The following is a 13,259-nucleotide window of genomic DNA, read 5'->3' on the forward strand; positions in this document are numbered from 1 at the left end:
GACGCGGCAGGCGATTCCGGGGAGAGGACTGCCGCAGTCGGAAAGTTTAACAGGCCGCCTACAGGCGACCTAGAGCAGATTTCGCCACCGGGAAAGGGAGAATGGGAAGAAATTGCCGCGTGCTAGCAGACGAGTGAGGAATGCCTAATGACTAAGGTCGAATGCCTAGCAAGTAGGGCCAGCCGTGCGGACCACGAAGCGTAATATGCTTTCGGTGGTCCGCTACGCCTACGAAGAGACCGGCGTCCGTCCAATTACAGCGCCGTTTGCTGCTCGTCGGCGGTTAGTTGCTGATCGATCTGCGTCTTTTGCTTCTCTTGCGTCTCGACCAACGCTTCTCGTAGCGTCTGGACCGAGCGATAGGTGCGGCTCACTTCGGCCAGGACGGTCTTCAAGTGAGCTTCCAGGCGATCGTTGTACGAGGAGATCTGCTCTAGCTCTTTCGTGACGTTATTCAGGTCTTTGTCGAGCGAAGTCCCCCGCGCTTCGCGACGCTGAACGACTTCCTGCGTGCGCGTGATCTGGGCGTCGGTCAGGCCGATTTCGGTCTGATAGGCGGCGATCTGATCGCGCAGGCTGTTGAGCATCGAGTAAGCGAAACGGAACTCGCTGCTAAAGTCGTGCAGAGGACGACGATAAACGTCTTCTTCGATTTTCACGGTTCCATCGGCGGCCATTTCAGCGGCGGTGGTCGCATCCAGCAGGGTCGTATCGCCTTGCTTGAATTCGGTCGGAGCGCCCTGTTTCAGATCGGGAGCGACGGCCAAACCGGTCGCCGATTCAAAGTTTTCACGCGGAGCGGCGACATCCGAATCCGAGTCAACGTCAACCGAAAGGTCTTTCAGGAAGGTGACGCGTTTCCAAACGGTCGCCGGCGGATCGTTGGGATCGGCCGTTTTGCCGCTGCGGGCGAACTGCTCTTTCAGCGCTGCCGAAACGGCCGGATCGCCCTGACCCCAAGTGAAGGTGTCGGTGATGATCTTCTCGACCTCGGGTTGCTCCAGTTCGGCGTAGATTTCGCGGTTGTCGGTCGGCATTTGATCGTACAACGTCCAGGTGCCGCCGCGGTTGAGCAGCGCCGCTTGCTGCTGGGTGAGCGGCAGAGCCGGTTCGAGCGTGACGTTGGGGAAGTTGGTCATCGTGACGATGAACTCACCCAAATAAACGCCCGGCAGCACAATCCCATCGGGACGAGGAACTTCGCCAAACGCATACAGCACGGTATCGATGTCGAGCGAACGATCTTGGGAGGGAGCCGGCGCCATCGGATTGGTCGGGTCAGGCTGCCGCGTCGGCATCACGACTTCGATCGAGTTTTGGGCTAATTGACCCGCCTGACAACCGCGCCAGACGCGACCGCGAGCATGCATCACTCGTTTCAGTTCGGCGTTGGCGGTCAAGATGGAACCGATCGGATCGTCGGTCGAGACCAATTTGCCGGTCAATTCGTTGATCGCAACGCCGGTTTCCAGCACTTCCACTTCGGTTTCGAGACGCGCGTGCATCTCGGCTTTATTTTGATAGTCGGCGCGCCACGCGGCTTGGGTCTTGAGGACCAGCGAACTGAGAACAACAAACGCGAACGCCGCAAAGAAGCAGCAGAACGTGGCTAGCACGGTGACGATATGCCAGGTCTGAAAGTTGAGATACGACAAGATCCCAAACAGCAGCACTAGCACCGCGATCACGATGTAGAAAATTGTCATGTCAGATCTTTGGCTCGAGCGGAGAAGATAGCCGGATGTGGATCGCAAGTGACGCCGTCACAGTTGACGGGTCCCTCTAGTGTAATTCGTATGTCAGCCCTGAAGCGGAAATTCTGCTGAAATCGAAGGCGCATAAGATGGGACGATAATAGACTAGGAAAAATGGGCAGTCAAGTTTATCTGCGCCCGGTTAATTTCATAACCTCTTCATAGCATAGCACTTCCGTCGCTGTGCAGCGCCGAATTCGTCAAACATTGGGGCCGTATTCCCCCCTGACGGCTACTTCGCGTTCTTCGCGAAGCCGCAGGCCGTTTGACGGCGGTCGCTGGCGATTCTGCCTGAATGATTCAAGTGAGAACGCTTTGCGCGACGAATCATCCCGACAGGGAATCGTTTCATTCGGAATGATTCATACGATCCGATATCGTCGGGCAGACTGCCTGGCGACTACCGAAAGTGCAAAGGGGACCGGCATGCAGGCCGATCAATCCGCCGCTAGTCGCTGGCGAGTCTTCGCTCGTTTGGCCGAAACGACAAGCCGGCTCGACCGGCTCGTCCGTCGAGCGCTGGCCGATGCGCTTTCCGACGCCCAGTTAAGTGAAAACGAATTTCTGGTGCTGGCCGCGTATGACGCCGAAGCGAATCCTCCTTCACAGCGCCAATTGGCCGATCGACTGGCGGTTTCGCCGGCGCAGATCAGCGCGATTGTCGAAAGGTTGCGTCAGCGCGAGTGGATCGACTCGCAGCGCGACCCGCACGATCGCCGCCGCCAACAGTGGAGTCTGACGACGGCCGGAGTTCAGATCGTACGTACCGCCGGCCAGGCGATCGCCGCTCGGTGGAGCGAACTGGACGAAGTTCACCAATGTTCTCCGCTGGCCGCCGAAGTAGTTCGCTACGCGACGCAGTTGCACGAGCCAACGATTGCTCCCGCCTCCTTCTCCTCGTCTTCTTCCCACTTGGCCGAGCGCGCGGCCTAAAATCGGAAACGTTTAAATGAAACCATATTACGACCTGATACGCCCTGGATCGCGCGGCGCCGCTCTGGCGCTGACCGCCGTGTGCTTGGCGTTGTTGATTTTGGTCGCCGGCTGCTTTCGAACGCGCGGGTTTTATCATGGCCAAGCCGACGCCGACGCGTATTACTTGATCGATCAAAAAGCGAGTGATCCACGGTGGGAGTTGCCGGGCTATTCGGTTTATCCGAATCCAGAGTCGCGCATGTACGACCAATACTCGGAGGACTTTCCGCCGCAGCCGCTCGATGATCCGACGTCGAACGAGCTGATGTATCACGTCGACGGCAAAAAAAACTATCAGAAGTGGACCAAGAACGGCGTGATCGCTTCGGTCGAGAATCCGGCTTGGCTCGCGTATCTGCCGATCAGCGACGACGGCACGCTGAGCCTGAATGATGATCGCGTCGTCGAATTAGCGCGGCTCAACTCGCGTGACTATCAGACCGAGGTCGAAGACTTATATCTCTCAGCGTTGGATGTCAGCTTCCAACGTTTCCGCTTCGACGCACAGTTCTTCGGCGGCTATGAAACGTTCTTTACGGCCGATGGGCCGCAGCGCGGCGCGGGAGGATCTTCTAGCCGGCTGGACGCAAATACCCGCAACATGCAGATGGAAAAACTGTTCGCATCGGGCGGCGAGTTAGTGGTTGGTTTCGCCAATCAACTGGTGTGGGAATTCTCGGGGCCGAATACGCACTCGGTCAATTCGTTGATCGATTTTTCGTTGGTTCAACCGCTGCTGCGCGGCGGCGGTCGTCGCGTGGTCCTCGAGCAACTGACCCAGTCAGAGCGAGATCTGCTGGCCAACGTTCGTCAGATGGAGCGATATCAACGCGGCTTCTATTTAGAGATCGTCGCCGGGCGTTCGGCCGGACCGGGACCCAGCGCCGGCGGAATTGGCTTCCCCAGCATCGGCGCCAGCGGTTCGTTCTCGGCCGGCGGTTATATGGGACTGCTGCAAACGGAGCAAAACATTCGGAACCAAGAGGCGAATATCGCCGGCTTGCGCAGCAGTTTGACGCAGTTGGAATCGTACTTTGAATCGGGACGCATCGACTCGTTTCAGGTCGAGCTGACTCGTCAGGCGCTCTTTCGCGAACAAAGTTCGTTGCTGGCCAATCGCGCCTCGTTCGCCAACCGCTTGGACTTGTACAAGATCAATCTTGGGTTGCCGCCAGAGTTGCCGGTGAAGCTGGAAGTGGATCCATTTTTCAATCAGTTCAACTTGATTGAGCCGTCATTCACACGCGTGCAAAACCAATTGACCAGTATTCAAGTCGAACTGGGCGAATCGGTGATCGGCATGTTGCCGGACCCCAATGGGCTCGAACTCGATCCGAATCTACAGTTGATGCCGGAGCTGATCTGGAACGAACAGACGCAGGCCACCTTCGCCGGGATTGTCGCGAAGCTGGAGCTGATCCAAGAGTTGCGCGGTCGGGTCGCGATCGAGTTTGCGCCGTTGGTCGCCGAGGATGTCGACGGCCTGCGTGCGATGCTGCCGAAACGGGTCGCCGAGTTGACCGAGATTCAGCGCCAATTGGCCGAGTATGGAACGCAAAACGGAAAACCGACCTCGCAAGAGTCGGTCACTAACGGCGTACTCAGCACCGGTCGGCTGACGCGCTTGCCGGACCAATTGGATGCGATTCAACAAGACTTGAACGAAGATTTCGCGTTGCATGGCGAAACGCTCGACAAACTGATCGCCGACATTCGCAAGCTGCAGGAAGACGCGCCCAACCTGGCGCCGCAGGCGTTGTTCCAGCGGGCGCAAGAGGAAGTGTTTGGTCAGGCGCCCAGCGAGATCTCGGCTTTGATCAGCGATGTGCTGGGATTGTCGCTGGTGCAAGCTCGCGCACGAACGGAATCGATCACGTTAACCGATGTCGAGATCAGTTCGGACGAGGCCCTGGATATCGCACGTGAGAATCGCCGCGACTGGATGAACGCGCAAGCGGCGCTGGTCGATTCATGGCGACAAATCGGCTTCTTTGCGAATGACCTGGAGGCCGACCTCGACGTCGTCTTCTCAGGCGATATCGGAAACCTGGGGAAGAACGGGGTCAAATTCAACTCTGACAATGGACGGCTGCGAGTGGGTCTGCAATGGGACGCGCCAGTGACGCGTCTGCTAGAGCGGAACAACTATCGCGAGTCGCAGATCGCTTACGAGCGGACGCGGCGACAATACTATGAATTTCGGGATCTCGTCTCACGTGGGCTGCGTGACACGATTCGTACGATCGATGTGAACAAGATCAACTTCGAGCTGCGTCGCGCTGCGGTGCAGGTTGCGATCTCGCAGGTCGAACGGACGCAATTGCGTTTGCAGGAACCGTCGAAGCCGAATCAAGACCAGCAGAAATTTGATTCGTCGACCGCGCGCGACTTGATCAACGCGCTCGACAGCCTGGTCAGTGCGCAGAATGACTTTTTGGGGGTCGCCGTCAACTACGAGATTTTGCGGCGGAGTCTCGATCTCGATATGGGCACGATGCAGTTGGATGATCGCGGGATTTGGATCGACCCAGGTCCGCTCGATGCGACATCGTGGCGCATGCGATCGCATCATCTGAGCGGAGAGGGCCAGGAGATGATCGAAACCCCCACTCCGACCGAAGCGCTGTTGCCGGCAATTCCGCACGAGAATCCCGATGGAGTACGTGAGTTAGAAGCGATGCCGCTCGAACTGCGGCCTCCGCTGCCGGCGGCGGACGACGGGATTTTGGACGACGTGATTCCACCGCCGGAACCTCGGTAGAGCGAGCAGGTTGCGACGATATCGCGTGAGATATAGGACAGAAAATCAATTTCACGAAGAATCTTTGTCAAAATCGCGTCGTGATCGCGCGCGAGAGAGAGTTTGGTGATCTATCTCACCTTAGAAATGCAGAAACGAGCGAAACTCTTGAGCTGGTCCAGGGTTAACTAGGGTTGCGGCACGGTTGTCGCGAGCAGAAATTCTGCATTATGGAGAGGTTTTCAGGTCGATTTTTGCGGGTGACTTGCCCTCGACTGTCGGCTACAATTCAGGACTACACGCCCTGCCTCCATCCCACCCAATCGCATGCAAGCACGCGTGCGATCCTTCCTACGAGCACACCGATGACAGCATCAAACACTGTTCATTCGCTGGGGGTCTCGGCCAAAGATCGTCGAGGATCGACGACTCGTTTGGTGGTTGCCTTACTAGCGGTCGTTAGCGTCGTTGTCGGCGCTGCGTTCTATTGGAATCGCCCGCAGGCCCAAGGGGTCGTCGCTTCCAACGAACTGTTTCATACGATTGATCGCAGCGCGTATTTGCACGACGTCGTCGAACGGGGCGAAGTCGAAAGTGCGAGCAACGTGGAAGTGAAGTCGGAAGTTCGCAGCTATCGCACGACCAATTCGTTCGAGATCTTGTGGGCGATCGAAGAAGGCGCTTCGGTCAAGAAGGGGGATCTGTTGATTCGTCTTGATTCTTCCGCGCTAGAAGAAGAGCACACGTTGCAACAGTTGGACGTGACGCAGTCGATCGCGTCGTTGGCGAAGGCCGAGAACGAATTGGCCGCCGCGGAGATTGGCATGAACGAATATGTGCTGGGAACGTTCGTCGAAGAGATGAACGAGATCGAGAGCGAAATCACGCTCGCCGAAGAGAACGTTCGCCGCGCCGAAGAATACCTCCTCTACAGCGGTCGACTAGCGGCCAAAGGTTATGTGACCTCGCTGCAATTGCAGGGAGATCAATTCGCGCTGAAGAAGGCGAAGATCGAGCTTGAGAAATCGCAGACCAAGAAGAATGTGCTGAAGGAATATACCAAAGAAAAGAAAATCAAAGAGCTCGACAGCGCTATCAAGGTCGCCGAAGCTGATCTGGAAGCGGCCAAAGAAAAGCTGGGCTTGGAAAACAAGATGCTCCAGTTCTTTGAAGAGCAAATCTCGGCCTGCGAAATCCGCGCTCCGCAAAACGGCCAAGTGGTGTACGCCAACGTTTCTAGCGGTCGCGACTCCAGCGACTTTGTGCTCGAACCAGGCGCTAAAGTGCGTGAACGCCAAACGCTGATTCGTCTGCCTGACTACGAAGCGATGCAGATTGTTTGCGATGTTAACGAATCGCGGATCGCGCTGATTGACAAAGAAATGCCGGCGACGATCAAGCTTGACGCTTATGAAGGCAGTGAACTGATGGGCGAAGTGATCCGCGTCAATGAATATCCGACGCCGGGCCACTGGATGAGCTCAAGCGTCAAGAAGTACGCGGTGACGGTGAAAGTGCTCAACCCAACGATGCAGATTCGTCCCGGTTTGACGGCTCAGGTTTCGATCCATGTTGAATCATCGCCGGAAGAGCTTCAAGCGCCGGTGCAGTCGGTTTATGAGCACGATGGTTCGCACTTCTGCTTTTTGCGTGACGCTTCCGGAATCGTCAAAGCACGCCAAGTTGAGATCGGCTCGAACAACAGCCGCTTTGTAGTCATCACCAAGGGGTTGCAGCCGGGCGATCAAGTCGCGATGAATCCCCGTGGATTTTTGGATGACATTGAACTGCCGGCGATTGCGACGCCTGCCGAGAAGATCGCCGCGCGATTTGAAGAAGTGACCAGTCGCGAGAAGACGACTGCGGCGACCGAGACCACGGCATCGACTTCCGCTGAGAGCGGCGACGAAGTCGAAACGGCGCAGGTGTCGACCAGCGAGCAAACGCAAAAGCCGGCTGAGACGCAAGTCGCTGAAGCGGTGACGACAACGACTGCCGCAGCGGATTCGGCTTCGCCGAAACGCCAACGCGCCGCCGGAGGCGGTCAGTGAAATTCGCCGTTCAGGTCGAAGACCTCAAGAAGATTTATCATCTGAAGGGGGAGACGGTCTACGCGCTGCGCGGCGTTACTTTTAATGTCCCTGAAGGGGATTACGTCGCCATCATGGGGACGTCCGGTTCGGGCAAGAGTACGCTGCTCAATCTGCTGGGCTGCCTGGATCGCCCTTCGCACGGCAGCATTTTGCTGGGTGGAAGCGACACTAGCAAGTTGTCAGATGACGAGCTCTCCTATTTGCGAGCTTCCCGCGTCGGCATCATCTTTCAGGCCTACAATCTGATTCAGCAGTTGACGGTGCTGGAGAATATCGAAGTGCCGCTTTACTATCGCGGTAAGGTCTCGCCAGAGGATCGTCGTCGCTGCAAAGAGCTGGCGCTGATGGTCGGTTTGCAAGGGCGGCTTGACCATCGACCGATGCAACTTTCCGGTGGTCAGCAGCAACGTGTCGCCGTCGCACGCAGCCTAATCAACAATCCTGACTACATCTTAGCGGATGAACCGACCGGTAACTTGGACTCGAAAACGACCGAAGAGATTTTGTCGCTGTTTGAGCGGTTGAATAACGAAGGTCGCACGATCATTCTCGTGACGCACGAAGATGACGTGTCGGAGCATGCGCGCCGCGTCATGCGTCTGTCGGATGGCGAACTGGCGGAAGATCGTTTGATTGTGAATCGTCGTTCGGCATTGGCGACTTCAGCCTCTTAACGCAGGACGGGACAAAATGTTCGGCATAAGAGTCTGGATCCTAGGCGTCAAAAGCTTGCTGCTGCATCCGATGCGCTCGTTGCTGACGATCTTGGGCATCTTTATCGGGGTCGCCAGCGTGATTTGGCTGGTCGCCATCGGCGAAGGAATCAGCCTGAAGGCGCAAGAGCAGATCGAAGGTCTGGGCGCCGAGAACGTGTTGGTGCGCAGCGTCAAACCGCCGGCCGAAGCGAATACCAGCGCTCGCGGCATTACTCCTTATGGCCTGACGCGCGACGACTTACATCTGTTGGAAGAAACGATTCCGACCGTCGACCAGGCGATCCCGATTCGCGAGATTCGCCGCGAGTTCAGTCGGGGCCCGGTCAGCATGTTCGGGCGGTTGGTCGGTTGTACGCCGGAATACGCCGAAGTGACCCGGTTGCAAATCCAGTCTGGACACTTTCTCTCAGACGCCGAACTAAGTGGCCGCGACAATGTCTGCGTCTTGGCGGCGGAAGTCACGGAAAGGCTATTTGGCTTCGCCAATCCGATCGGGAAAAAGATACATGTCGAAGCCGACTACTATACCGTTGTCGGCGTGCTGAAGCCGCGTGCGGCGACGGCGGCGATCGGCGGCAGCATGTCAGGGCAAGAGTTCAACAAGGATGTCTACATTCCGATTTCGACCCTTTGGCAGCGCGTGGGGGATCAGGTCATGACCCGTCGCAGCGGCAGCTTTGAAGGAGAGATAATCGAACTGAATCAAATCACGCTGCGCATCAAAAAGAAAACGGGTTTGCTGGATGTGCCTGCCGTTTTGGCGACGGCTGACGTGATTCGCGCTAGTCTGTCACATCACGATCGGGCGAAAGACATCTCGGTGGTCGTCCCCTTGGAACTGCTGGAGCAGTCGCGACAAACGCGGCTGATGTTCATGGTCTTTATGGGGTTGATCGCGGCGATCTCGCTGTTGGTCGGCGGCATCGGGATTATGAACATCATGCTGGCGACCGTGACCGAACGGACCCGCGAAATCGGCATCCGCCGCGCGATCGGCGCCAAGCGGCGCGATATCGTACGTCAGTTTTTGGTGGAGACGATCGTGTTATCGGTCGTCGGCGGATTGACCGGTATTTTGGGTGGACTCTGTTGCGTACCGGCGGTCGACCTGATGCGCTGGGGAGTAGAAAACTACGATCCTGAGTTGATTGCGATGCTGCCTGATTCGATTCGTGACGTTCGCCCGCAGATTGTGCTGATTTCGATTCCGATCGCGTTCGTTATTTCGGTCATCGTCGGAATCGTATTTGGCATTTATCCAGCCCATCGCGCCGCCAATCTCGATCCGATCGAAGCGCTCCGCAGCGCCAATTAGCCAGCCAAAGTTGGTATTTCGGCTAACTGGCCTCTTGCGGCGTAGCGTCTACAATGGAGCGAACCTTCCTCTTCGTAGCCCGAATCGCCAGCGCGGGAAATGCGTTCGCAAGCAAATGACGAATGTCGAAGCTTAAATGTCGAATGAAGCACGAATCACGAAGTAACTCGTCATTCGAACTTTTGGCCATTCATGCTACATGGGTGCTTCGACATTCGTCATTGAATAGAAACCGCATTTCCCGCGCTGGCGGCTTCGGGCTACGAAGATAGGACGCTCTACGACCTTTTCAGTCCTCTTCTTTGACGAACCGCCTGTGACGCCTAACGCTCCGTTGACTATCGCTTCGATTACCGCCGGCAGCGCCGGGATGTTTTGCGGCAGTTGCATGCGCGACAATACGATCGCTCGGGCGATGCACCGCGGCGGTCACGACGTGCATTTGATTCCTACCTACACGCCGATCCGTACGGATGAAGAGAATGTCAGCGACGAGCATCTCTTTTACGGCGGCATCAACGTTTATCTAGAGCAGGCGATCCCCGGCTATCGCTTCTTGCCGGGGTTTGTGACTCGCTGGCTTGATCGCCCGGCGATTATCAATTGGGCGACTTCGCGCGGGATTGAGACCAGCGCGAAGAATCTCGGGGCGCTGACGCTGTCGATGCTGCGCGGCGAACATGGCAATCAACGCCATGAAGCGGAGCGGCTGGCCGCTTGGCTGGCCGACTCGGTCAAGCCGCAGGTGATTAACCTTTCCAATATCTTGATCGGCGGCTGCATCGGCGCGATTCGTCGCAAGGTCAACGCGCCGATCGTGGTGACGCTGCAAGGAGACGACATCTTTCTGGATGACCTGCCTGAGCCGTACCGATCGCAGTCGCTCGCCGAGATCCGCAAGTTGGCCGAGCAGGTCGACGCGTTTGTCGTTTTTAGTCGCTACTACGCCGACTATATGGGAGAGTACTTTCAAACGCCGGCCGAGAAGTTTCGGATTGTGCCGCTGGGAATTGACGTGACGGACTTTCCGCTAGAACTGGCGCAAAACCGGCCGCTGATGCTCGATTGTCCGCCGACCGTAGGCTATCTGGCTCGCTTGGCGCCGGAGAAAGGGTTGCATCTGTTGGTTGACGCATTCATCCAATTACGTCAGTCGCCAGGCATGGAAAACGCGCGGTTGAAGATCGCCGGCTATCTAGGCGCTCAACACACGAAATATGCGGACGATCAGTTCGCCAAATTAGGCGCCGCCGGACTTGGCGACGCTTACGAGTATGTGGGCGAAGTCGATCGTCACGGCAAGGTCGAGTTTTTGCATTCGATCGATGTTCTGTCGACGCCGACGATCTATCGCGAACCGAAAGGGTTGTTTGTGCTGGAGGCGCTCGCCTCGGGAGTGCCGGTCGTCCAACCGTCGCATGGCGCCTTTCCCGAACTGCTGGCGGCGACCGGCGGCGGGCATCTGGTTGCGCCCAACGACGCGGCGGCGCTCGCCGGTAAGTTGACCGAAGTGTTGGCGAATCGCGCAGCAGGGCGCCAGCTTGGAATGGAAGGCTGCTTAGCAGTTCACCAGCGCTATCATGCCGACGCAGCGGCGGCGGCGACGATCGACGAGTATCGGCTACTCTTGAGCAGGTGACTCAGAAGAGGCCAACGCGGATTCTGGTTGTTCTGCGTTGGGAGTTTCGTCGGGCGGCCCCCAGCGAAACGGTCGCGACTCTTGCACCGAAGACTCGCTGACTTCGCTGCTTTCCAGATCAACCGCGTAATATTTTCGGGGCGCACCTTGCGGCGAGCCGAAGTGAGCATCGTCGTCGAACAGCACGCGGACAAAAGTTCGCCGACCATCGAAACCGCGGATCTCGCCGCTATGGATATTTTTCACCGGTCGACCGGTCGTACGCTTGGCGAACTCGATCGCAGCCGCGATCAAGCGACGATCCGGCGGAAAGGTCGCGAGATAGACGCCGCGCAGCAGCAACAAACCAGCGGCGATGGCTGGAATGCCAAAGACGATCCACATTCCCCAATGAAACACGCGGTTGGTTACCTGTAAGCAGCGACTCGATGCGAAGCGGTCTATTTTACGCGAAAATGAGACGCAGGAGCAGTTCGGCAAACTACCGCTCTCGGCGGGAAGTGGAAAAGAGCCGGTGACCTAAGCTAGAATAGCGACCGCCATCTTCCCACCTATTTTTCATCCAAGGGGACTTTATGCGAAATTTGATCGTGACTTGCTGCCTAGCGGCGGCGATTGGCGGTGGGGCGCTATCGCCCACGGCGCTAGCCCAGACCCAAGAAGCGTCTAGCGACAAGGTGAAGCAGCGGAAGGAAGTTTATAAGACAATCGACAAAGTCGAACTGACGATGCACATCTTTGAGCCGGCGGGTCATACGGCCGATTCAAAGAGCCCGGTGATCTTGTTCTTCTTTGGGGGCGGTTGGAACAGCGGATCGCCGAGTCAATTCTACCCGCAGTGCGAGCATCTGGCGAAACAAGGTATGGTCGCGATGGCGGCCGACTATCGAGTCGCATCGCGGCATCAAGTGACGGCCGACGCCTGCGTCTCCGACGCTAAGAGCGCGATCCGTTGGGCTCGGACCAACAGCAAGCGGCTTGGGATTGACCCCGATCGGATTGTCGCCGGCGGCGGATCGGCCGGCGGGCATTTGGCGGCCTGCACGGCGGTGATCGACAAATTTGACGAACCCAGTGAAGATGCGTCGGTGAGCAGTCGTCCCAATGCGTTGGTCTTGTTCAATCCGGCCGTGATCTTGGCGCCAGAGAAAAAGCTGCCGCCGATTGTACAAAAGCGGCTGACCGGGCTCGCGAAGCGATTGGGGACCGAGCCGGTAAACCTTTCCCCGTATCACCATCTTGACGCCGAGATGCCGCCGACGATTATTTTTCATGGAAAAGCGGATACCACGGTTCCCTATGTGACCGTCGAAAAATACGCCGAGAAAATGCAGGAACTAGGCGGTCTGTGCAAACTGGTCGGTTACGACGGCGCTGGTCACGGTTTTTTTAACCACGGCCGCGGTGACAAAGGCGCTTACGAAGACACAACCAAGCAAATGACGCAGTTTTTGCGGGAGCACGGCTTTCTGTAGTCAGGCCCCCCATCCAAGCTGTCGCCGCCGCGTCGCAGGTATACGGCTGGCCGATATTTATCTCGGCTGGCCTATTGCCGGCTAGAATCGATCCGCAAACCGCTTACGATTGGAAGTTTACGGCTTGACGATTCACCTTTAGCGCGAGATTCTGCGTGCCGGCATTTACGCACCATATTTTCATTTGCGAGAATCGTCGCGCTGCGGGCCATCCCCGCGGCTCGTGCGACGAACAAGGTCACGGCGACCTGAAAGATGCTTTGAAGAAAGAACTGAAGCGTCACGGATTGAAAGGGGAAGTTCGCGCCAATAGCGCTGGATGCCTGGATCAATGCGAATGCGGTCCGGTGTTGGTGATTTACCCGCAAGCGATCTGGTATGGCGCGGTAACGCTGCAAGATGTGCCGCGGATCGTCGAAGAGACCGTAGTGAACGGCCGCGTGCTGGAAGATTTGCGGATACCGGAGGCGGCGCTCAATACGAAAGGGAAGGTTCCTTTCCGGCGCTCGAACTGCCAAGGATGCGACGGCGCCGCAGGAACAAGTGAGTAAC

At 57.2% G+C, this 13,259-nt stretch carries 10 protein-coding genes; 8 read left to right on the plus strand and 2 right to left on the minus strand.

All coding sequences use genetic code 11. The features are described 5' to 3' along the window. Window positions 1–254 precede the first annotated feature (254 nt). Complete coding sequence (locus DSM3645_RS03510; protein ID WP_002650646.1) at window positions 255–1,706, minus strand: hypothetical protein; 1,452 nt, start codon at window positions 1,704–1,706, stop codon at window positions 255–257. 405 nt (window positions 1,707–2,111) lie between these two features. On the opposite strand from DSM3645_RS03510, the gene DSM3645_RS27630 reads away from it, so the two are divergent. The 6 genes from DSM3645_RS27630 (at window position 2,112) to DSM3645_RS03540 (ending at window position 11,232) form a co-directional block, all read left to right on the plus strand. Further along, entirely contained in the window at window positions 2,112–2,687 is a 576-nt protein-coding gene (locus DSM3645_RS27630; RefSeq protein ID WP_002650647.1) for a MarR family winged helix-turn-helix transcriptional regulator, read from the plus strand. A 16-nt stretch (window positions 2,688–2,703) separates the two neighbouring features. Beyond that, entirely contained in the window at window positions 2,704–5,490 is a 2,787-nt protein-coding gene (locus DSM3645_RS03520) for a hypothetical protein (protein ID WP_002650648.1), read from the plus strand. A 344-nt stretch (window positions 5,491–5,834) separates the two neighbouring features. After that, window positions 5,835–7,520, plus strand: a complete 1,686-nt coding sequence (locus DSM3645_RS03525) for an efflux RND transporter periplasmic adaptor subunit (protein WP_002650649.1) — start codon at window positions 5,835–5,837, stop codon at window positions 7,518–7,520. Beyond that, on the plus strand, window positions 7,517–8,236 hold the full coding sequence (locus DSM3645_RS03530; protein WP_002650650.1) for an ABC transporter ATP-binding protein: 720 nt from the start codon (window positions 7,517–7,519) through the stop codon (window positions 8,234–8,236). The genes DSM3645_RS03525 and DSM3645_RS03530 overlap by 4 nt, the downstream gene beginning before the upstream one ends. A gap of 16 nt (window positions 8,237–8,252) precedes the next feature. Next, window positions 8,253–9,593, plus strand: a complete 1,341-nt coding sequence (locus DSM3645_RS03535) for an ABC transporter permease (RefSeq protein ID WP_002650651.1) — start codon at window positions 8,253–8,255, stop codon at window positions 9,591–9,593. Window positions 9,594–9,909: 316 nt separating this feature from the next. Further along, the gene (locus DSM3645_RS03540) at window positions 9,910–11,232 is read left to right on the plus strand and encodes a glycosyltransferase family 4 protein (protein ID WP_002650652.1); all 1,323 of its coding nucleotides are present in this window, start codon (window positions 9,910–9,912) and stop codon (window positions 11,230–11,232) included. Here the strand turns inward: DSM3645_RS03540 and DSM3645_RS03545 are convergent. Continuing rightward, window positions 11,215–11,631 carry a hypothetical protein gene (locus tag DSM3645_RS03545; protein ID WP_002650653.1) on the minus strand — a complete coding sequence of 139 codons (417 nt, stop codon included), beginning with the start codon at window positions 11,629–11,631 and terminating at the stop codon, window positions 11,215–11,217. The two genes, DSM3645_RS03540 and DSM3645_RS03545, sit on opposite strands and share 18 nt — an antisense overlap. Before the next feature lie 176 nt (window positions 11,632–11,807). Here DSM3645_RS03545 and DSM3645_RS03550 point away from each other — a divergent pair, with 176 nt between their 5' ends. Continuing rightward, window positions 11,808–12,707, plus strand: a complete 900-nt coding sequence (locus tag DSM3645_RS03550) for an alpha/beta hydrolase (RefSeq protein WP_002650654.1) — start codon at window positions 11,808–11,810, stop codon at window positions 12,705–12,707. 155 nt (window positions 12,708–12,862) lie between these two features. Further along, window positions 12,863–13,258: a (2Fe-2S) ferredoxin domain-containing protein gene (locus DSM3645_RS03555; protein WP_002650655.1), complete on the plus strand. Its 396-nt coding sequence runs from the start codon at window positions 12,863–12,865 to the stop codon at window positions 13,256–13,258. The last annotated feature ends 1 nt before the right edge of the window (window position 13,259 follow it).

This window comes from Blastopirellula marina DSM 3645 (assembly GCF_000153105.1).
In the GTDB taxonomy this organism is placed as follows: domain Bacteria; phylum Planctomycetota; class Planctomycetia; order Pirellulales; family Pirellulaceae; genus Blastopirellula; species Blastopirellula marina.